Here is a 20,715-nt window from a genome sequence, read left to right as displayed (position 1 = left end):
ATTAAATTTTATAAAAATTTCTATACCACTCAATAAACTTTCCTACTCCATCTTCTAAAGTTGTTTCGGGCTTATAATCAAAATTATCAATTAAACCCTGAACATCTGCATAGGTAGCCGAAACATCACCAGGCTGCATTGGCATAAATTCCTTTTCAGCCTCCTTACCCAAAGCTCTTTCAATTGTTCTTACAAAATCCATGAGCATAACAGGTGAATTGTTACCAATATTGTAAATCTTATAAGGCGCCTTCGATGATGCAGGATCAGGAGTTTTACCTGACCAACTTTCATTCCCTTTTGGAGGATTATCATTTACTCTAGTGATCCCTTCAACGATGTCATCGATGTAAGTGAAGTCTCTTGACATTTCTCCATTGTTGAAAACCTGAATGGGCTTTCCATCCAAAATAGACTTTGTAAATAAAAAAAGCGCCATATCGGGCCTTCCCCATGGCCCATAAACCGTGAAGAATCTTAAGCCTGTTGTTGCCAAACCGAACAAATGACTATAAGTATGGGCCATTAACTCATTGCTCTTTTTACTGGCCGCATATAGGCTTATCGGATGATCTACATTGTGACTTGTCGAAAAAGGTTGAACTTCATTTAAACCATAAACTGAAGAGCTACTCGCGTATGATAAGTGCTTCACTTTATTATGCCTACAAGCTTCCAAGATGTTTACAAAGCCTACAATATTACTGTCAACATAGGCTTTTGGATTTTCTAGACTATATCTCACCCCTGCCTGAGCGGCAAGGTGAATAACCTTATCGAAATTCTCAAGTTCAAATAAGTGATTTAAATTTTCCGCATCTTCTAGTTGACACTGGATGAAGCGATAAGATTTAAATGTAGAGCTTTGAACTAATTTATTATATTCAACTTCTTCTGGATTGATACCCGTATCTAATAACCTTCCATGCTTTAAACGAACATCATAATAATCATTAATTGAGTCTAGCCCAACCACCTCATCTCCTCTCTCAAGGAGCTTTTTGGCCAAATGAAATCCGATGAACCCAGCCGTTCCGGTAATTAGAATTTTTGCCATTTACAATCTAGCTGTAATTGTTTCTTTTGGAAGAAATGATTTAACATCATATATGACAGCATCTGGATCTACATTCTCAGGTCGCATCATAGTAAGGAATTCATTATGCGCCACAGCCAAGACGATCCCATCGTATGCCTTCATGTCGAAATTAGACTCACTAACTAAGTCTAAGCCATATTCATGCTTCACCTCTTTAGGTTCGGCCCATGGATCGAAAACGTCAACATTTACATCAAATTCTCTCAATTCCTGAATAATATCAATAACTCTAGAGTTACGAATATCTGGGCAGTTCTCTTTGAAGGTAATGCCCAAAACGAGCACTTTAGAGTCTTTGATAACTTTCCCTTTCTTCATCAAAAGCTTAACCACTTGACTACCAACATAAGGCCCAATACTATTATTCAACCTTCTACCTGCCAGCAAAATCTGTGGATAATACCCTGCTTTTTTAGCCTTTTGAGCTAGATAATAAGGATCAACTCCAATGCAATGCCCTCCAACTAAGCCTGGTCTAAACGGTAAGAAATTCCATTTTGTACCAGCAGCTTCAAGCACGTCAACCGTGTCAATACCCATCTTATTAAAGATCATTGCCAATTCATTAACGAAAGCAATGTTAATATCTCTTTGTGAGTTCTCAATTACTTTTGCGGCTTCCGCCACCTTAATTGAAGCCGCTTTGTAAGTACCAGCTGTAATTACACTCTTATAGAGTTGATCAACTGTTTCAGCTATTTCTGGCGTAGAACCAGAGGTTACTTTCAAAATTTTCTTTACCGTATGCTCTTTATCCCCAGGATTGATACGTTCGGGTGAGTAGCCACAATAAAAGTCCACATTGAATTTCAAGCCCGATTTCTTTTCCAAAACGGGAACGCAATCCTCTTCAGTAGCACCAGGGTACACCGTAGATTCATATATAACAATATCTCCTTTTTTAAGCACTTTACTCACCGTTTCTGAAGCCTTAATTAAAGGTGTCAGGTCTGGATTTTGATCATCATCAATAGGGGTTGGGACTGTGACAATAAAAATATTACAGTCCTTAATATCTTCTAGCTTATTTGTATTGAAAAGACCTAATTCGGCATCTTGCTTTACCAAAACAGAAGATAGAAGGTCATCTTCTACCTCCAATGTTCGGTCATGACCGTTATTTAATTCATCAATTCTTGGTTGATTGATATCAAAGCCAAAGACTTTATATTTCTCCGCAAAAGCTACTGCCAACGGAAGGCCAACATAGCCTAATCCAATGATTGCAATTCTATTATTCGACATGCTAAAAATTTGTTCGGCACGAAATTAGGGATTATTAAAGATTCTTCAAGTGGAATAAAAAGATTCTTCACATAATAAATCATCACATTACTTTTTAACTCATACCACCTTAGGCTATTAACCCATAAACTTTAGGCATACTTTCTTTAAAGGAGTTATCTTTGCCTTCTCAAATGAATAAGAATCAAATACTCTCACTTATAGAGAAGGAGCTTCTCTCAGAATGGCGACAAAGGTATGCGCTTAATGGCATGATCCTCTACTTGGCAAGCACCATCTTCATTTGCTATATGAGTTTTGGATTAAAGGCGGGTGCCATAGACGCTATAACCTGGAATGCGTTATTCTGGATTATATTGCTCTTTACTGCCGTAAATTCAGTAGCCAAAAGCTTTATTCAGGAATCGCGTGGAAGAGCACTTTACTATTACTCCATCGCTAGTCCAATAGAAATCATAGTTTCTAAAATTATCTACAATGCCCTTTTGTTATTGGCCTTGGCCCTAGTCGGCTTCTTCATCTATTCATTTGTGATGGAAAGGGCCAACGAAGACGGAGCTACGTTTGACTTACTCTATTTCCTAATCGCCATAGTGCTTGGTTCATTAGGCTTAGCATCGAGCCTTACCATGATTTCAGGTATTGCTTCCAAAGCAGAGAATAGTACTTCTTTAATGGCTGTTTTGAGTTTCCCCGTCATACTCCCCATTATCCTCATGGTTATCAAGCTTTCTAAAAATGCCATGGATGGACTTGACCGATCCGTAAGCACGGATGAAATTCTAATATTGGTAGCCATAAATGCCATTGTATTCTCGGTATCCTACTTGTTATTCCCTTATCTTTGGAAATCATAAAAGAAGCGTAACCATTCTGAGATAACTCTCGTCTAACCGCTTTCTTTAATTAACCAAAAAAGTTAATTGTCATGAAGAAAAACTGGTGGAAAGCCCTCGCCTTAATCTTGGTAACCTACACGCTATTGGCAGGCTTACTCATGGATGCCCCCCGCTTAAATATTCTTAACGAAACTATTCGCAATCTCCATTTTCATGTTACCATGTGGTTTGGAATGGTAATCCTGCTTACCGCATCGATGGTTTATGCGATTAAATATTTACGTTCTGGCCAAATCACCTATGATGATAAGTCTGTAGAAATGGCCAAAGCTGGAGTTTTACTTGGTAGTATGGGAATTATTACCGGAGCCGTTTGGGCAAATTATACTTGGGGAGAACCTTGGAGTGGTGACTCTAAGCAAAATGCTGCCGCTATCTGCCTTTTGATTTACTTCGCTTATTTGGTGTTGCGTAACTCAATGAAGGACGAACAGCAAAGGGCACGCGTAAGCGGTGTTTATGACATATTCGCTTATGCAGCAATGATCCCACTCCTCTTTATTTTACCAAGGCTTGACCCTAATTCGTTACACCCAGGTAATGGAGGAAACCCAGGCTTCAACGCTTACGACCTTGATAGTAAACTGAGGGTAGTTTTCTATCCTGCGGTAATTGGCTGGACATTGATGGGGGTATGGATTGCCTCATTAAAAATTAGAACTCGACAAATTGAACGCGCCCTAGAAGATTAATTGATATGAAAAAATTTCTCACCATCCTTTTCCTTTGCTTTAGCTTAGCTTCCGTAGCTCAAGAAATTACCGAAGGCAGTTATACTGATCAGACCGTTGAAATGGCCGATACAATGCGCTCAAATGGTAAAATCTATGTAGTTGTAGCTGTTATTATGATCCTTTTTGTTGGCCTAAGTGTTTACACCATTTCCGTTGATAAAAAGATAAGTAAGCTAGAGAAAGAGGTTTTCAAGGAAAAGGTTAATTCATAGCCGTTTGTGTTGTAATTTCGCACCCAAATAGAGGTTCATCCCGTTGAACCCCAAAAAACATTCGTGCTATGAAAAAATCGAGTATCATCGGAATCGTAGTGATCGCCATTGCCATCGCTATCATCATTTCTACACAAAACAGTGCTAGCTCTTATGTTTCATTTGATATCGCCAAAGAAATGGCTCAAAATGGAAGCAGCAAGAAAATTCATGTTGTAGGTGAATTAAAAAAGAACACCGTTGGCCAAGTGATTGGCGTAAACCCTAGCCCAGACAAACTTTCTGTTTCGTTTGTTATGCTAGACGACAACAACTTGGAACAAACCGTTTATTACAATGAGCCAATGCCTTCTGATTTTCTAAGGTCAGAAAAAGTGGTAGTTATCGGGTCTTACCACGATGACAGATTCATTGCTGATAAAATTCTCCTTAAATGCCCTTCTAAGTACGAAGAAACTGAACTTTAATCTGAAATAAGGTAACCAAGCATGGTACACACTGGCATAGGCAATATTGGCCACCTCCTCATTATAATCTCATTTATTACTTCATTAATGGCCGCCTTCGGGTATTTCAAAGCCACTAACAATAATGAGGTAGGCAAATCTCCTTGGATCAGCTTTAGCCGTACTGCCTTTATCATCCATGGCTTTTCGGTTGTTGGTGTGGTCGTTACCCTATATACCATTATATATAATAATTATTTCGAGTACCATTATGCATGGAGCCATGCATCAGAAAATCTCCCTCCCTATTATATGATCGCCTCCTTTTGGGAAGGTCAGGAAGGAAGTTTTATGCTTTGGTTATTTTGGAATGCGCTTTTGGGCTTCATCATTATCAAAACCAACCGTAAATGGGAAGCTCCAGTAATGACGGTTTTTGCGGTAGTTCAGGCATTCTTGGCTTCAATGATATTAGGGGTAGTAATTGGTGATTTGAAAATCGGAAGCTCCCCATTCTTACTATTAAGAGAGGTGCTTAACGATCCAATTTTCTTAATCAATCCAGATTTTATTCCTGCAGACGGAACAGGCTTGAACCCTCTATTGCAGAACTACTGGATGGTGATTCACCCTCCAATGACATTCTTAGGCTTTGCCTGTTCGTTAATTCCATTCTCTTATTGTATTGCAGGTCTTTGGACGGGTAAGGTGAAGGAGTGGGTAAGACCCGCTTTGCCTTGGACGATTTTTGGTACAATGATATTGGGCACTGCCATTATTATGGGAGGCTATTGGGCTTATGAAACCCTAAACTTTGGTGGCTATTGGAACTGGGACCCCGTTGAAAATGCAGTTTATGTGCCTTGGCTAATTATGGTAGCCAGTATTCATACCATGATCACTTTCAAGAAAAGTGCAACAGCACTGAAGACATCGATTATTCTAGTGATCACCTCTTTTATACTTATTCTTTATTCTACCTTTTTAACAAGAAGTGGAATTTTAGGAAATGCCTCGGTTCATTCGTTTACTGACTTAGGCCTTTCAGGACAGCTGTTGATCTACTTAATGTTCTTCCTCATTATCTCCATCATATTTGCAGCTAGGGTTTGGAAGCAAATTCCTTCTTCAGAAAAAGAAGCATCAACTTATTCCAGAGAGTTCTGGGTGTTTATAGGGGCATTAACATTGTCTCTCATGGCATTTCAAGTATTGATTCCAACCTCATTCCCTGTATTCAATGCGGTCATAGAATTGTTTGGTGGGATTTCTACCCTTGCCCAACCAGCCAATCAAATTGAATTCTACTCCAATAGTCAAGTATGGTTTGCCATTGCTGTAGCCCTGCTGAGTGGTACTGGCCAATTCTTCTTTTGGAAGAAAATGGATAAGCAAAAACTTATTGCTTCGCTTACTTCCCCAATTTTGATATCACTATTATTGAGTGCTGTTATCTTCATTGTGGCAAATATTTATGACCCTGTATATATTCTCGTACTCGTTGCTGGAATGTATTCAATTGTAGCCAACTCAAAAATCCTGTTAGAATTACTAAAAAGTAAGAGTTTTAAGTTGGTAGGAGGCTCGGTAGCCCACATTGGTATCGCCATGATGTTGATTGGAATTATGTTTTCAGAAGGTTACTCTGAAGCTATTTCTCGAAACACACTTATCATAAGCAAAGAATGGACGGATGACCAAAACCAAACTAATATCCCCCTTTTCTTAAATGAGCCAAGCTTTATGGATAAGTATGAAATTACTTACCGTAATGAGCTCATGAAGGTCAATGACATTCCAGGTTATGTTAAGAAATCTAATCTCAATAATACAGAAGACCCTTACTATAAGGTCATCAAACAAACTGTTGTTATTGATGGTGCAACCTATGCCCAAGCTGGTGATACGGTTTATGTTCAAAGTCCAGAGAACTTCTATTACCAAACAGATTATAAGGACTTAGAAACAGGAAAAGAGTTTACACTTTACCCTAGAATTCAAGTCAACCCTCAAATGGGTGATGTAATTTCTCCTGACATTAAAAAGTTATGGGGTAGAGATATCTACTCTTTCGTTTCAGTTAAGCCGTACTCCGAAGAAGATATTGAATGGAGTGAAAAAGTAGATATCGAGGTAAAAGTAGGAGAGCGTTTTTTCGTAAACGACTACGTAGCCGACTTCAATGGTTTGGAAAAACTTGACCGCATGAGTTTTGTAGATCTTGGACCAGAAGATGTTGCTGTAAGGGCCAATATTACTGTTTATGCTGAAGATAATATTAAGTATTTGGCTCAACCCGTTTTCATTATTCAAAATGGGCAAGTCGGAAAACAGCCTGATGTAATTAAGGAGATCGCTTCAAAGATTTCAGTAGAGAGTATTAATCCTGATACGGGTTCTGTGACCTTAGGCTTAACCACCACCCAAAAGGATTTCATTATTATGAAAGCCCTTGAAAAGCCACACATCAATATACTGTGGATAGGTACTTTGGTGATGATTGCAGGCTTTATTATAGCCGTTAGAAGACGCTATATTGAGTTCATGCAAATGAGAGACAAGGGGATTGAGTAAAGCCGCCATATTCTGGTGTTTTTACCTCTCTTCTAATCAAAGGTTTTAAAATGTTGAAAAATGCCTAATTTGAATTCACTAAAATTTTAGGCTATGAATTCACGCAGGTCATTTATCCAAAAATCCTTTTTAACCGCAGGAAGTCTTTCTCTTTCCTCATTTTTTAACAAATCCGTTGCCGAAGATGTGAGTCAAGCAATGGTGGAAATAAATCAGCTTTCTCCTGAGGCCGCAGCCCAAGACGAGGAGCTCTGGACAAGGATTCAGCAGGCCTATACCACTTCCCCCAATATTATTAACCTTAATAATGGCGGAGTAAGCCCACAGCCAAAAGTGGTGCAAGATGCTGTCATTCGCTATTACCAATACGCCAACGAAGCGCCTTCCTATTACATGTGGAGAATTCTTGATCAGGGCCGTGAACCTGTTAGAGATAAACTGGCAGCACTTGCAGGTTGTTCTCCAGATGAACTAGCCATCAACCGAAATACCACCGAAGCCATCAATACGGTAATATTTGGAATGAACTTGAAAAAGGGAGACGAAGTAATTCTGACCAAATATGATTACCCAAACATGATGAATGCTTGGAGGCAGCGTGAAAAACGCGATGGAATAAAATTGGTTTGGCTCGATTTAGATTTGCCCAATGAAAACGATGACGTTATTGTAAAACAGTTTACAGATGCGGTAACGCCACGAACACGCGTTTTTCATATCACCCATATGATCAACTGGACTGGCCAAATTATGCCCGCTAAGAAGCTTTGTGCTGAAGCCCGAAAAAGAGGAATTGACTCTGTGGTAGACGGAGCTCACACTTTCGCTCATCTAGATTTTAAAATTTCAGATCTGGGGTGCGATTATTTCGGAACCAGCCTTCATAAATGGCTTTGCGCACCCTTCGGAACTGGAATGCTTTACATTAGAAAAGAAAAGATCAAAGACATTTGGCCGCTTTTGGCTTCGCCCGAAGACCAAGAAACCAACATACGCAAGTTCGAAAATATTGGCACACGATCTTTTGCCACAGAACAAGCCATTGGTGGGGCGCTCAACTTTCATAACGCAATTGGCCAAAAGCGAAAAGGAGCTAGGTTAGAATACTTGAAGCAATATTGGGCCAAGGAGGTTATTCAACATAAAAACATCATTCCATATACTTCTCTAAAACCGGAATTTAGTAGAGCCCTCTGTAACTTTGGTGTGGCGGGAATGACAGCAGGAGAAGTACACAACAGGCTTTTTAACGAATACAAAATACATACGAGCCCTGTGCAATGGGAAAAGGTAAATGGACCTAGAATCACGCCTCATGTGTATACTACGAAGTATGATTTAGATCGTTTGGTGGAGGCCATGCTCAAAATTGCAGAGACACCAAAGTAAACTTATTGCAGACAAGAACAGCTCTTTCGATATCAACCTATTCCATTCGTTTTTCTAACTTCGAACCATGAGTTATCAAATTGGCATTATAGGTACAGGAAATGTTGCTTGGCACTTGGCCAGAGCATTTGAAAATGCTGGACATATAATTACTGATGTCTATAATCGAGATGTAAGCAAGGCCAAACACTTTGCTTTGGACTTTTTTAATGCTCAACCCACCAATAAGCTTAATTTTGATAATAGCAGTGCACAGATATTTATTTTGGCCGTTTCGGATGATGCAATAGCTGAAATTGCTCCTGAAATTACACTTCCAGAAAATGCCATTTTAGCGCATACCTCAGGATCCGTAGCAATGAGTGCATTGGGTTATGCACCAACTGAAAACCAAGGGGTCTTTTATCCGCTTCAAACCTTTAGTAAAGGCAAAGCGGTTGACTTTTCAGAGATTCCAATTGGCATTGAGGCAGAAAACAAAATGACGGAAAACGCTCTGGACAGTTTGGCTAAAAGCATTAGCAACAAAGTACAGTTAATGGATAGCCGAGACAGAAGAACGATTCACTTGGCGGCCGTTTTTGCCTGTAACTTTACAAACCATCTGTTTACGATTTCAAAAGGTATTTTGGAAAATAGAAACCTAAATTTCGGTTTACTTGAGCCTTTAATCATTGAAACACTCAGCAAGTCGCTTGAAATAGGCCCAAATAATGCTCAAACTGGACCAGCCAAAAGAGGCGATTTTGAAACCTTGGATAATCACTTCCAAACCCTTTCGAGCAATCCAGACATTGCAGAAATCTACAGGTCTATCTCCCAGAATATTATTGATTTTTACTCTGAGGAATAAATCCCCTTGTAATCACAACAAACATTCTACCCTCTAGTAGATGAAGTTTCCAAACTTAGAGTCTATGGTAAGCTTCTTTGTTTCTGAACTTTCTACCCTGCCTACAATTTGAGCATCGATATTAAATCCTTTTGAAATAGAGATAATTTCTTCAGCAAATTCTTCATCAATATAAACCTCCATTCTGTGGCCCATATTGAAAACCTTGTACATTTCCTTCCAACTTGTTCCGCTTTCTTCCTGAATCATTTTGAACAAAGGAGGAAGTTCAAAAAGGTTGTCTTTCACAATATGAACACCATTAACAAAGTGAAGTACTTTGGTTTGAGCGCCTCCGCTACAGTGAATCAATCCACCAATTTGATTTCGGAATTTCTTCAGAATCTCAACCATCACTGGTGCATAAGTCCTAGTAGGCGATAAAACCAGTTTACCAGCATCCAATGGACTTCCTTCTACAGCATCAGTCAATTGATATTTGCCTGAATACACCAAATCAGCAGGCACTGCGTGGTCGTAGCTCTCTGGGAATTTAGTGGCTAAGTCCTTATGGAACACATCGTGCCGAGCAGAAGTAAGCCCATTTGAGCCCATTCCACCATTGTACTCACTTTCGTAGGTAGCTTGACCATAAGAGGCCAAACCAACAATTACCTGGCCCGGCTTAATCTTTTCATTGGTCACCACATCCTCCCTTTTCATTCGGGCAATTACAGTGCTATCTACCACTACGGTTCTTACCAAATCACCCAAGTCTGCGGTTTCGCCTCCAGTGCTGATAATATTCACGCCATTATCTCTCAGCATTTGAAGCACTTCTTCCGTGCCATTGATCAGCTCAGCAATGACTTCACCTGGAATCAGATTTTTATTTCTACCAATAGTTGAAGAAAGGAGAATATTATCAGTGGCACCAACACAAAGCAAATCATCAATATTCATAATGATGGCATCTTGAGCAATGCCACGCCATACTGAAAGGTCACCAGTTTCTTTCCAATACATATAAGCCAAAGCAGACTTTGTGCCCGCACCATCGGCATGCATAATATTACAAAACGCATCGTCATTGCCCATAAAATCAGGAACAACCTTGCAAAAGGCAGTAGGAAAAACCCCTTTGTCCAAGTTCTTGATTGCGTTGTGAACATCTTCTTTTGAAGCTGAAACGCCTCTTTGCATGTACCGGTCGCTCATATCTGATAATTTAAGATCACAAAAATAAAAAAACCCCGTATGACGGGGCTCTTTTTTCAAGTTTTTAATCTGCTTAAAAATTCAATACGTCTTAATTACCATTATATTCTATCACTTTGAACTCCGTTCTACGGTTTTGCTGATGTTGATCTTCGGTACAATCTGCATCATTAACGCATCCATTTATCAATTGCGATTCGCCATAACCCTTGGCCACAAGTCGGCTTTGAGAAATTCCATTTAAAATCAAATAACGAACTGCTGCTTGTGCCCTTCTTTCTGACAAATCTAAATTTGGAGCATCCTCACCACGTGAATCGGTGTGTGAACTTAATTCGATTTTAATATTCGGGTTATCATTTAAAAGTTCCACGAGTTTATCCAGCTCTATTGCTGCATCAGGCCTAATTTCAGCCTTATCTAAATCATAATAAATATTCTCTAGCACAATTGTCTTATCAAGAATAATAGGATCAAGAGTTAAAGAGGATTCAAACTTTTTTGTGGTAAATCGCTCTATCAAATCTTCTTGTCTCACCGCTTCCCCAACAGTTGAAAAGTCTCGTCTTTTTGCAAAGAAGTTCGCTTTTTCACCCAGTAAAATATATTCCCTTTCAGGATCCACTACGAATTGAAAAACTCCACCACGACCGGTGACTTGATCGTCAACAACTTGATTATCAGTGCTCATCAGCTTTACTCGCACATCTGCTAAAATGCTTTGTGTGCTATCTTCATTCAGCTGGTAGGTAACTCCTGACAGTACGTATTCAATTTGCTTCAAGTCCGATGAATTGTCTATGAAAGTATAAATATCATCATCTCCTTTTCCGCCTGGGCGGTTAGAGCTGAAAAATCCTTCAAAAGGAAAATCAGAATAAACTAGGCCAAAATCATCATAAGATGAATTGATAGAAGGCCCCATGTTTTGAATAGTTATATTTCCGCCTTCATTAATGCCCACAAAAACATCGAGCATACCAAAACCAGCATGTCCAGTTGAAGAAAAGTAAAGCTTGTTATCTGGCGAAACATAAGGAAACATTTCATCTTCAGGCGTATTAATTGTTGGCCCCATGTTTTGAACATCTCCCCAACGCCCCCTGTCATTCAATCTCGTTCTATATATATCTGAGCCACCCAAACCTCCTGGGCGGTCAGAAGCAAAGTAAATGGTCTTTCCATCGCCACTAAAAGTAGGGCTAGTGTCCCACGAGTCTGGGCTGTTAATAGGCATAATTTGTGGCTTCGTCCATTCTCCATTTCTCTTCGTAGAAATGAAGAGATCTATGTTAAATCGCCCTCGTTTATCAGCTGAATTCCCTTTTGCAAAAACCACTGAATTCCCATCAGGGGAAAAGGCAATGGAGCCTTCATTTATTTCTTCATCATTGAATAGATCCGAAAGCTTTTCAATGGAAGACGCATCCATATTTAAACCATTACTCTGAATCTTATAGAGATCCGTAAACGGAATTCCATAGCGTTCAAATTTTGCTTGCTCTCTACCCGTGGCAAAATAAAGCTCATTGTTGAAAAAATAAGGACTGTATTCTGCATTTTCAGTATTAATACCTTCCGCATTCTTGATATCAATATTTCGAACATTCAACCCAATACTGTCCAGCTTATCTAGGTTCTTCAATTCATTTTTAGCGCGATCTACAAAACTTTCTACGGTAGCGTATTGGAGGTAATTCTGTAGCACATTCTTAGCATCGTTGTATCGCTCAGACGCCTTTAAAGCTTGGGCATAGTGTAACTCCATTTCATCATCAGCAAAGCCCCCTTCTATGGCCTTCGCGTAATAATCTGTTGCCTCAAAAATCCTGTTTGTTTTGCGGTATGATTCCGCCACGTAATAATTATAGACTGGTGACTCAGGATCGTCTTCCAGTTCCTTTTTATAATCTTCGATTGCTAGGTTGTAGTTAGCATTCTCATAACTCTTCTTAATCTTGACCTCCTTCGTCTTCTCTATTTCCTCCTCCACTCCGTTAGTCAAACTACCAACGCTGTCAGATTGGGTATTTGAAGGCTGGTTACCTTTTGTCGAAGTGCTGGGAGTATCCACTCCAAGAAAGTTTTGGGAAGATTTACAGCCCACCAAAAGGGCCAATATAAGAATACCAGTAATTTGAATCCTATTCCTCATCGATTGTAAATTAGCGAAATAAGCTGAATGCTAATACTCTATACGCTTAGAGCCTGCTTAAAGTATCTGTTCAACCAAGTTTTACCCGCTTCAACGCACCAATTATTATCAAGTTGACTTTTTGTTTGAATTGTGTTGTCGAAGAAAAGTGTTTGTGAAGAAATTCGGCCATTTTCAACCTCGGTTTTGATTTGGCTTAACGGCACCAATTCTACTTCATTATTGATTAAAAAAGCAATGTTGGTACGTTGAAAAAAGTCAATACCTAAGTCTGATGAAAGCTGCTGCACAAACCTCACCTGCGTATCGATAGAACAGCCGCTGGCCATATTGAAAGATTCGTCTGTACTAATGATGAGGAAGTAATCATGCTTGATAATTCCCGAAGCCATTAAATCATTACCATGGGCCGCCCATTGATTTAGGAAAGCATCAAGCTGACTTAAACACTTTTCTTTGTCTGAGGCAGTCAGTTTCCTATTGGCCTGATATACCCAGGTTCTAGAGTTGTCGCTAAGGTTATTGAAATCGGCTAGCATACGTTTTTTAAAATTGTTGGTAGACTGTAGTTGAACTTCAATCTGTAAAGAATAATTCCTTAATGGCAATCAGACATTATAGCCCTTCATTTTTAGCGATCAGTTCAGCCAAATCCATTACTACCACGCTCTCTTCTTTGTTCTTACTTTTCACACCGTCACGCATCATTGTCATGCAGAAAGGACAAGCCGAAGCAACGATACTGGCACCTGTTTCAATGGCCTCCTCGGTTCTTTCAACATTCACCTCTTTGTTACCTGGTTCCGCATCTTTAAACATTTGAGCACCACCAGCACCACAGCAAAGACCTTTCGTTTTGCAGCGTTTCATTTCAATTAATTCGGCATCAAGTGCTGCTAGAACCTCCCTAGGAGCCTCGTAAATATTGTTCGCCCTACCCAAATAGCAAGAGTCGTGATAAGTGATCTTCTTACCTTTGAATTCTCCACCACCTTTCAAGCCAACTTTACCTTCATTAATTAATTGCTGAAGATAAGTAGAGTGGTGAATCACTTCGTAATTACCTCCTAGCTCTGGATATTCATTCTTAATGGTATTGAAACAATGCGGACAAGCCGTTACGATCTTCTTTACATTGTAAGTATCCAAAACTTGAATATTGGAAACTGCCTGCATTTGAAACAAAAACTCGTTTCCAGCTCTTCTGGCAGGATCGCCTGTACAGGTTTCCTCTGGGCCTAAAACGGCAAAAGAGATTCCCACTTTGTTCAGTATTTTAACAAAGGCTTGGGTTACTTTTTTATATCTGTCATCAAAAGAACCAGCACATCCTACCCAAAAAAGTATTTCAGGAGATTCGCCTTTGGCGGCCAAATCGGCCATTACGGGTACATTATTCAAATTATCACTCATGATTTCTTTCTCTCTTAAGATTTAGACTCCATTTCTTTCGCCCAATTAAACCTGTCTGTAGGTGGAAATTTCCATGGGGCAAAATTGGTTTCCACGTTTTGGAACATGCTATTCCATGAAGCAGGTGACCCTGATTCTTCCATGGCTACGTACCTTCTCATTTGTAAAATAATAGCCAGTGGGTCAATATTTACTGGACAGGCCTCTACGCATGCATTACAGCTGGTGCATGCATTAATTTCTTCTTTGGTGATGAAGTCGCCCAAAAGCGATTTCCCATCTTCTAACCCTTTACCTCCTTTGGCCAAGCTAGCGCCTACTTCTTCAGCCCTATCACGCGTGTCCATCATGATTTTTCGAGGAGAAAGTTTCTTACCAGTCATATTCGCTGGGCAGTTATCAGTACATCGGCCACATTCTGTGCAAGAATAGGCATTCATGATGTTCACCCAACTCAAATCGTTTACATCCTTCGCTCCAAATCGAGCAATCTCAGCTGGTGGTTCGTTGGCATTTTCGGTAGGCATGCCCAACATCATTTTCACTTCGTTGGTTACCTCAGCCATATTCTCCATTTGCCCTTTAGGGTTTAGGTTAGAATACCATGTGTTTGGAAAGGCCAAAGCGATATGCAAATGCTTAGAATAGGTAACGTACACGGCAAAACCTAAAATTCCAAGAATATGGAACCACCAAGCAAACCGCTCTATAAAGATCAAAGTAGATAGCTGCATCCCCTCGAAAATCGGCACTAGAAAGCCACTAAAGAAGAATGTTCCCGTTTGGGCATAATGTTCATCCTGACCTTGAATAAGCGTATCTGTTGCATTCATGGTAAGAATGGCAAACATCAAAACGATTTCAATCACCAAAATAAGGTTGGCATCTAGGGTCGGCCACTTCTTCATTTCATTGCCTTGAAAGCGCTTAACCTTGACTACGTTTCTTCTAATGAGAAACATAACGCATGAAAACATTACCCCAACGGCTAGAAACTCGAAGACATTGATGAGTACGGTATAGAAACCTCCCAAAAACGGAGCAAATATTCTGTGTGTTCCTGCAATTCCGTCAATTACAAATTCAAGTACCTCAAGATTGATGACTAAGAAGCCCACATAAATCAACATGTGTAAAAAAGCTGGCACAATGCGCTTGAACATTTTCTTCTGACCCAAGGCCACCAATAACATTGTTTTCCATCTTTCGGGGCTAGCGGTTCTTCCAGAAGCTTTTCCTAGAAAAATATTTTTCCTAATTCGGCTAATGCGCTTGTACAGAAAATATGCTGCCACAGCCACTACAATCAAGAAAACGATTTGAGATATATACTGCATAGGTTAGGGCTTCAAGGGTTAATAAGTATTCAGACCTGAAATTATTAAAAATGTTTTGTACGGGTGAACTTTTTGTATACTTTTGTGCCTCCAATTGAGGGTGCTGTAGCTCAGTTGGTAGAGCATCGGACTGAAAATCCGTGAGTCGGTGGTTCGAATCCACTCAGCACCACGTTGAAAAAGCCTTCCAGAAATGGGAGGCTTTATTTTTTGCTCTTCAGCCAAGAACTGGTTCATCTCGCAGTGCATAAACAAATATACATAATGAAGTGAAAAATAGTATGCATGCATACTATTTTTTAAGCTTCATCAATTCTTTTTCAGTCATAAAGCGCCATTTGCCACGTGGTAAGTCCTTTTTAGTCAACTCACCATACACGACTCGGTCAAGTTTTTCCACCTTATAGCCTAGGTGCTCAAAGATTCTACGGACAATTCTATTCTTTCCCATGTGAATTTCGATTCCCAAAACGGTCCCGTCTGGGCTAGTCACTGCCAAGTCATCTACGGGAGCAAGGCCGTCTTCTAAGGTTACTCCGGCTTTGATTTTCTCGAAATCCTCCTCCTCAATCGGCTTGTCTAAAGTGACCTGATAAATCTTTTTCACTTTGTGCGATGGATGCGTCAGCTTTTTAGCCAAATCTCCATCATTAGTAAAAATCAACAAACCTGTAGTGGCTCGGTCTAACCTTCCTACAGGAAAGATTTGTTCTTCACAAGCATTTTTAATCAGATCCATCACTGTTCTCCTACCTTCAGGATCACTTGTAGTACTGATAAAATCCTTGGGCTTATTGAGTACTAGGTAGACCAGCTTCTCTCTTTTTAAGACATTGCCTTCGTAAGAGACCTTATCGGTGGGCTTTACTTTGTAACCCATTTCGGTAACTACTTCTCCGTTCACTTTAATTTCACCCGCCTCAATAAGCTTGTCAGCATCGCGTCTAGAACATACACCTGAGTTAGAGATGTAGCGGTTAAGCCTTATTTCACTTGCGTTAGCCCTTCCCATTTGCACGAGTTCGCGATCGTAGGTGGGTGGAGTTTTTGGAGTGTTTTTAACCTTATTGAAAAAAGGTTTTTTTGGTTTGAATTTCTTTGCCATAATGATGCAGTATCTCTACTGGAATATAGGCAAAGGTACGAAAAGCTTATCTATGAACCTTCTTCTGTGGGTTGGCCTATTTCGTTTTCTTCTGTGGCAAAGTCTTTTGGGGTGGGTAAGTCTTTAAGGCTATTGATACCAAAATAGTCCATGAACTTTTCAGAAGTTCCGTAAATTAGCGGTCTCCCCACGTTTTCAGATTTACCTTTAATCTCAACCAGCTCCTTTTCCAATAATTTCTGAACAGCATAATCGCAGTTTACGCCCCGGATTTGCTCCATTTCGGATTTGGTAACAGGTTGTTTATAAGCAATAATTGAAAGGGTTTCTAAAGCGGAGGTAGAAAGTCTTTTTTTTGATTGTTGTTTGAGTAAAATACCAATACTAGCTTGGTAAGCAGGCTTGGTAAGAAAATGATACCCCCCTCCACTTTTGAATATAGTAAAGGGGTACTCATCGCCTGAATACTTCTCCTCGATCTTACTAATAGCATCCAGAATATCTTGCTCTGGTACATCCGCCTCAAACATTTCACTCAAACAGGATTTGAGTTCAGCTACTTTAATTGGTTTCTCAGAGCAAAAAACGAGGGCTTCAATATGGTTTCCGAGAAAATCCACTAACTCTTTTGAGCCAATTTGGCTTCAATAGAGTGCATGGTATGGGGTACTGCTTTCAGCCTTTCTTTTGAAATAAGTTTACCAGTATCAACACATATTCCATAGGTACCATTCTTAATTCTAATCAAGGCATTCTCTAAGTTGCTGATGAATTTCTGCTGTCTGGCAGCCAACTGATTAAGATTTTCCTTTTCTAGTGTATCAGCTCCATCTTCCAAAACTTTGGTAGAGTTGTTGGTGATATCTGTGCCTGTATCTCCTCCTTTAGAAATACTTCTTTTCAATTCATTGAATTCACTTTTAGCCTTTTCCAACTTGTCATTGATGAGCGCCTCAAATTCCTTTAATTCACTGTCAGAATATCTTGTTCTTTCTCCTTGGCTCATAATTAGTTTTATTTAAATGTAGTGGTATAAAAGTCGCACTAAAATAGCCGACCTCAAAGAGAACGCAAAGGCTTTCAATTAATTTTTAAGAGGACAGTGCAATGACATTATGGTTTTTCATTACAAAAAATGACAAAGCCCCCTCAGCCCTAGAAAACATAGTCTCATGATAAAACTCCTAGTGCAACCAATATGTCATTGCTTATCTATTTGTTTCATTATTACGTGTTTAAGGACTGCATCCTTTTCATAATCGAAAAGCTATCAATTTGCACCCTATACTTCATTCTGAGGTATCGATTAATCACTTCGATCTTTCTACCCTTTTTTAGGTTAAAATCGATTGCATTATTTATTAAACAATTCATTTAGTTGGGTATTAGATGGTTCTGAAAATAGTCTCTCCTAATATAACAATTCCTCACGCATATTCCCTAACAGAGCAATGCAACTTTCATCATAAGCAGCAAATTGTATCTATTACATATCAAAATTAGAGGCGAGTACCTATTGCTACCGTTTCCTTCTTGAGGGTTACTTTTCCTGAGGGTTCTATAATTTCAAACAGAATCAGATAATAACCCGCACGTACTTTTTTACCTATGTTGTTTGTTCCATCCCAGCGAAAAAAACCCGAGGTGCCTACTATCGAACTCTGTGTAAGGTTTTTAACTAGGTTCCCATTTGAATCGTAAATTGAAACTGTTATTACGTTCCCAGTATTATCAAATTCATAGTTAATAGTCGTAAAACTAGCGCTTCCTATCACATCTGGAGCAAATGCTTTTGGCTCTATATTGAGGGCAGCCATACTTGTAGGCTGGCTTTGTGCTTGAGAATTTAGATAGCCGGGGGTAGCATAACCAAACTGACTCGAAGCCGACTGCCAATTATTAGCATCATTTGATAGCCCAGAAAAACGAATTCTCTCAAGCGAAACACCGTCTACTGAACTCAACAGGGGAGAATGATAATCTTCATCATATTCCACTTCATCAATCACAACAGCATCACTATTAATAAGCCGAACCATTCCAGCGTCAGAAGGCAAGCTTGGTAAGGCATCCATTTTTAGTATCGTGGAAAGTTTTGTTTTTGCGTATTGATTCTTCAAAATATCACCATCTGTTGTAATGGTTTTATAACCAGAAGGAGCAATTATAATATTCTCTGTAGAGATTAATCTCTCATTTGTTTTACCCTCTATTCTCCAGCTTTTAAGATTAATGTATTTGTTCGATTGATTGCAGATCTCGACAAATCTCACACCCCCTGTTTTAGGGTTGAAAAGAATTTCATTGATCACAATATCCAAAGGTTCGGCTTGCACGGCTATCACTACAGTTGCTTGTCTGGCATTGGCCAAAATAAGATTACCACTGCAATCAGTAATGTTATCCACCGTGATTTGATAAGCTGTGTTCGACACAAGAGCACTACTTAAGTTCAAGGTGGCTGATTTAGCATCGGATGCGACACTGATGCTCGAAACAGAAATTCCTTCCGAAATGGAAATATTATTTCCTATCAATGAAGACACCGCTAATTTTTCATTGAACAATAACTGAATCTGATTGACATTTAATGCGACTGCTTTAACCAATTCAGGCCCAGCCAAATCTGGATTAATTCCATTGACAGAGTTACGCGCCCCTGGTGTCCCTCCTGCCATTGCGTCTGAGGCTTTCCAATTCGGCTGCTCAACACAAGCATAGTTAAGGTCAATAAGCTCTAGACTAAAACCTCCATTTGCTTTTGAAGAAGAGCGATACCAAGCCGAAGAATAATCCACACTATGAATTATTTGATCACCCAGCTTGAGCGAAACATTATCGCCACTTGTATTTAAGCTTGGCCAGCTCGCTACCCCCAAAACATTACCGTAGGGTTCGATTTCGCCCTTATCGGAATTAGCTGTAAGGATTGAAAATTCAGATGGATTAAGGTTGAAGTTACCCAATTTGGTTGAGCTTGAACCATCAGAAAGTGTTAAACCTGCCAAAGAAATTATTTTAGAGGAAGCATTAAAAACCTCTATATATTCCACTACGGGCAAGCCCTGCGAAGGAGCTGGGTTGGCCATAATCTCAGTGATAATAAGTTCTTGATATGACGGAATGGCTCCCAATGAAAAGTTCTTGGTTACGGTTGAAATCATATTTCCTTCGCAATCGCTGAGGCCAGATAGTGTAATAGAATACGCTGTTCCTCGCTCGAAGGCGCTAGATAAATTCACCAAAATTACTTGCCCAAAGTCATCAAGAATTTCAATACTAGAAACCTGAAGCCCACCAGACAAGTTTAAGTTCGAAGTCAAGATTGAAGACGTATTCATGGCTTCATTAAAAGTAATTTTCAGCTGTGTTTCTGATTCCGTAGAAAGCGAGGTTACTAATGGAACCGTAGTGTCTGGCGTGGTGTCAAAAACTGAATTCTGAATACCTGGCGTTCCGCCATTCGCACTATTTGAAGCAATCCAATTACTCTTATCGAAACAAGTAGCCAAAGGATTGATCATCTCCATGCTATAGCCTCCATTATCCTTGGCATCGGACTGATAATAACTGCGGTCATAAGCCACTTCAAAAATGATATTTCCATTAGCATCTTTGAGTTTCGCCTCATCTTCAATCGTCAAAGTTGGAAATGAGTTTACGCCCAAAACATCACCATAAACAGCCAAAGTTGCGGTGGCTGAATTGCTTGATAAAATCAAATATGTATCTGGTAATATGTTCTTCTTTGTCAGTTTATAATCCCCGTCATTATTACCAAAAAAGAGACCTTCCAAATCAATAATTCGTCCTGAATTGTTATAAATTTCAACATACTCTACCTCTAGCGAGCCTTTACTTGGCGTTGGAGTGGCCATAATCTCGGTGATAATAAGTTCTTGATATGACGGAACGGCTCCCAATGAAAAGTTCTTGGTTACGGTTGAAATCATATTTCCTTCGCAATCGCTGAGGCCAGATAGTGTAATAGAATACGCTGTTCCTCGCTCGAAGGCGCTAGATAAATTCACTAAAATTACTTGCCCAAAGTCATCAA

The 20,715-nt window shown here is 39.6% G+C and carries 18 protein-coding genes and 1 tRNA gene; 8 read left to right on the top strand and 11 right to left on the bottom strand.

The features are described 5' to 3' along the window. Position 1: 1 nt before the first annotated feature. Positions 2 to 1,057, bottom strand: a complete 1,056-nt coding sequence (locus tag VOI17_RS14185) for an NAD-dependent epimerase (RefSeq protein WP_323757884.1) — start codon at positions 1,055 to 1,057, stop codon at positions 2 to 4. Further along, on the bottom strand, positions 1,058 to 2,344 hold the full coding sequence (locus VOI17_RS14180) for a nucleotide sugar dehydrogenase (protein ID WP_323757883.1): 1,287 nt from the start codon (positions 2,342 to 2,344) through the stop codon (positions 1,058 to 1,060). Positions 2,345 to 2,517: 173 nt separating this feature from the next. Here VOI17_RS14180 and VOI17_RS14175 point away from each other — a divergent pair, with 173 nt between their 5' ends. The 7 genes from VOI17_RS14175 to VOI17_RS14145 all read left to right on the top strand — a co-directional run bounded on the left by VOI17_RS14175 (position 2,518) and on the right by VOI17_RS14145 (position 9,451). Beyond that, positions 2,518 to 3,201 (top strand): heme exporter protein CcmB, encoded by a 684-nt coding sequence (locus tag VOI17_RS14175; RefSeq protein WP_323757882.1) that lies wholly within the window; start codon positions 2,518 to 2,520, stop codon positions 3,199 to 3,201. A 71-nt stretch (positions 3,202 to 3,272) separates the two neighbouring features. Then, the gene (gene ccsA / locus VOI17_RS14170) at positions 3,273 to 3,935 is read left to right on the top strand and encodes a cytochrome c biogenesis protein CcsA (RefSeq protein ID WP_323757881.1); all 663 of its coding nucleotides are present in this window, start codon (positions 3,273 to 3,275) and stop codon (positions 3,933 to 3,935) included. 5 nt (positions 3,936 to 3,940) lie between these two features. Then, positions 3,941 to 4,189, top strand: a complete 249-nt coding sequence (locus VOI17_RS14165) for a CcmD family protein (protein ID WP_323757880.1) — start codon at positions 3,941 to 3,943, stop codon at positions 4,187 to 4,189. Positions 4,190 to 4,257: 68 nt separating this feature from the next. Then, entirely contained in the window at positions 4,258 to 4,656 is a 399-nt protein-coding gene (locus VOI17_RS14160) for a cytochrome c maturation protein CcmE (RefSeq protein ID WP_323757879.1), read from the top strand. A 21-nt stretch (positions 4,657 to 4,677) separates the two neighbouring features. Next, the gene (ccsA, locus tag VOI17_RS14155) at positions 4,678 to 7,209 is read left to right on the top strand and encodes a cytochrome c biogenesis protein CcsA (protein ID WP_323757878.1); all 2,532 of its coding nucleotides are present in this window, start codon (positions 4,678 to 4,680) and stop codon (positions 7,207 to 7,209) included. A gap of 93 nt (positions 7,210 to 7,302) precedes the next feature. Then, positions 7,303 to 8,598 carry an aminotransferase class V-fold PLP-dependent enzyme gene (locus tag VOI17_RS14150; protein ID WP_323757877.1) on the top strand — a complete coding sequence of 432 codons (1,296 nt, stop codon included), beginning with the start codon at positions 7,303 to 7,305 and terminating at the stop codon, positions 8,596 to 8,598. A gap of 67 nt (positions 8,599 to 8,665) precedes the next feature. Further along, entirely contained in the window at positions 8,666 to 9,451 is a 786-nt protein-coding gene (locus VOI17_RS14145; RefSeq protein ID WP_323757876.1) for a Rossmann-like and DUF2520 domain-containing protein, read from the top strand. A gap of 33 nt (positions 9,452 to 9,484) precedes the next feature. On the opposite strand, the gene VOI17_RS14140 is transcribed toward VOI17_RS14145, so the two are convergent. The 5 genes from VOI17_RS14140 to VOI17_RS14120 form a co-directional block, all read right to left on the bottom strand. After that, positions 9,485 to 10,648: an AIR synthase related protein gene (locus VOI17_RS14140; RefSeq protein ID WP_323757875.1), complete on the bottom strand. Its 1,164-nt coding sequence runs from the start codon at positions 10,646 to 10,648 to the stop codon at positions 9,485 to 9,487. Between the two features lie 91 nt (positions 10,649 to 10,739). Further along, positions 10,740 to 12,803: an OmpA family protein gene (locus VOI17_RS14135; protein WP_323757874.1), complete on the bottom strand. Its 2,064-nt coding sequence runs from the start codon at positions 12,801 to 12,803 to the stop codon at positions 10,740 to 10,742. Positions 12,804 to 12,841: 38 nt separating this feature from the next. Next, positions 12,842 to 13,342 carry a hypothetical protein gene (locus VOI17_RS14130; RefSeq protein ID WP_323757873.1) on the bottom strand — a complete coding sequence of 167 codons (501 nt, stop codon included), beginning with the start codon at positions 13,340 to 13,342 and terminating at the stop codon, positions 12,842 to 12,844. A 76-nt stretch (positions 13,343 to 13,418) separates the two neighbouring features. Further along, positions 13,419 to 14,216 carry a (Fe-S)-binding protein gene (locus tag VOI17_RS14125; protein ID WP_323757872.1) on the bottom strand — a complete coding sequence of 266 codons (798 nt, stop codon included), beginning with the start codon at positions 14,214 to 14,216 and terminating at the stop codon, positions 13,419 to 13,421. Between the two features lie 14 nt (positions 14,217 to 14,230). After that, positions 14,231 to 15,553, bottom strand: a complete 1,323-nt coding sequence (locus tag VOI17_RS14120) for a 4Fe-4S dicluster domain-containing protein (RefSeq protein ID WP_323757871.1) — start codon at positions 15,551 to 15,553, stop codon at positions 14,231 to 14,233. 99 nt (positions 15,554 to 15,652) lie between these two features. Here VOI17_RS14120 and VOI17_RS14115 point away from each other — a divergent pair. Further along, positions 15,653 to 15,725, top strand: a tRNA-Phe gene (locus VOI17_RS14115). A gap of 120 nt (positions 15,726 to 15,845) precedes the next feature. On the opposite strand, the gene VOI17_RS14110 is transcribed toward VOI17_RS14115, so the two are convergent. From VOI17_RS14110 to VOI17_RS14095, 4 genes are all read right to left on the bottom strand, one after another. Further along, positions 15,846 to 16,658, bottom strand: coding sequence for a pseudouridine synthase (locus VOI17_RS14110; RefSeq protein ID WP_323757870.1), 813 nt, complete (start codon positions 16,656 to 16,658; stop codon positions 15,846 to 15,848). Positions 16,659 to 16,708: 50 nt separating this feature from the next. Further along, positions 16,709 to 17,278 (bottom strand): SMC-Scp complex subunit ScpB, encoded by a 570-nt coding sequence (gene scpB / locus VOI17_RS14105; RefSeq protein ID WP_323757869.1) that lies wholly within the window; start codon positions 17,276 to 17,278, stop codon positions 16,709 to 16,711. After that, complete coding sequence (locus tag VOI17_RS14100) at positions 17,278 to 17,664, bottom strand: TraR/DksA family transcriptional regulator (protein WP_068411383.1); 387 nt, start codon at positions 17,662 to 17,664, stop codon at positions 17,278 to 17,280. Before VOI17_RS14100 ends, scpB begins: the two co-directional genes overlap by 1 nt. 493 nt (positions 17,665 to 18,157) lie before the next feature. Beyond that, positions 18,158 to 20,715 (bottom strand): lamin tail domain-containing protein (locus tag VOI17_RS14095; RefSeq protein ID WP_323757868.1); only part of this gene is annotated, 2,558 nt, incomplete at its 5' end.

It is taken from the genome of Roseivirga sp. (assembly GCF_034669765.1).
GTDB lineage: Bacteria > Bacteroidota > Bacteroidia > Cytophagales > Cyclobacteriaceae > Roseivirga.
The sequence above is the reverse complement of the archived record's forward strand: the minus strand, read 5'-3'. Positions and strand labels throughout refer to the sequence as shown.

Bases quoted from the DNA above. Each gene is read 5' to 3' on its own strand.
- VOI17_RS14120 (WP_323757871.1), bottom strand. From the start codon at position 15,553: ATGCAGTATATATCTCAAATCGTTTTCTTGATTGTAGTGGCTGTGGCA.
- VOI17_RS14165 (WP_323757880.1), top strand. From the start codon at position 3,941: ATGAAAAAATTTCTCACCATCCTTTTCCTTTGCTTTAGCTTAGCTTCC.
- VOI17_RS14110 (WP_323757870.1), bottom strand. From the start codon at position 16,658: ATGGCAAAGAAATTCAAACCAAAAAAACCTTTTTTCAATAAGGTTAAA.
- VOI17_RS14160 (WP_323757879.1), top strand. From the start codon at position 4,258: ATGAAAAAATCGAGTATCATCGGAATCGTAGTGATCGCCATTGCCATC.
- ccsA (WP_323757881.1), top strand. From the start codon at position 3,273: ATGAAGAAAAACTGGTGGAAAGCCCTCGCCTTAATCTTGGTAACCTAC.
- VOI17_RS14140 (WP_323757875.1), bottom strand. From the start codon at position 10,648: ATGAGCGACCGGTACATGCAAAGAGGCGTTTCAGCTTCAAAAGAAGAT.
- VOI17_RS14100 (WP_068411383.1), bottom strand. From the start codon at position 17,664: ATGAGCCAAGGAGAAAGAACAAGATATTCTGACAGTGAATTAAAGGAA.
- VOI17_RS14150 (WP_323757877.1), top strand. From the start codon at position 7,303: ATGAATTCACGCAGGTCATTTATCCAAAAATCCTTTTTAACCGCAGGA.
- VOI17_RS14135 (WP_323757874.1), bottom strand. From the start codon at position 12,803: ATGAGGAATAGGATTCAAATTACTGGTATTCTTATATTGGCCCTTTTG.
- VOI17_RS14185 (WP_323757884.1), bottom strand. From the start codon at position 1,057: ATGGCAAAAATTCTAATTACCGGAACGGCTGGGTTCATCGGATTTCAT.
- VOI17_RS14175 (WP_323757882.1), top strand. From the start codon at position 2,518: ATGAATAAGAATCAAATACTCTCACTTATAGAGAAGGAGCTTCTCTCA.
- ccsA (WP_323757878.1), top strand. From the start codon at position 4,678: ATGGTACACACTGGCATAGGCAATATTGGCCACCTCCTCATTATAATC.
- VOI17_RS14125 (WP_323757872.1), bottom strand. From the start codon at position 14,216: ATGAGTGATAATTTGAATAATGTACCCGTAATGGCCGATTTGGCCGCC.
- VOI17_RS14130 (WP_323757873.1), bottom strand. From the start codon at position 13,342: ATGCTAGCCGATTTCAATAACCTTAGCGACAACTCTAGAACCTGGGTA.
- VOI17_RS14180 (WP_323757883.1), bottom strand. From the start codon at position 2,344: ATGTCGAATAATAGAATTGCAATCATTGGATTAGGCTATGTTGGCCTT.
- VOI17_RS14145 (WP_323757876.1), top strand. From the start codon at position 8,666: ATGAGTTATCAAATTGGCATTATAGGTACAGGAAATGTTGCTTGGCAC.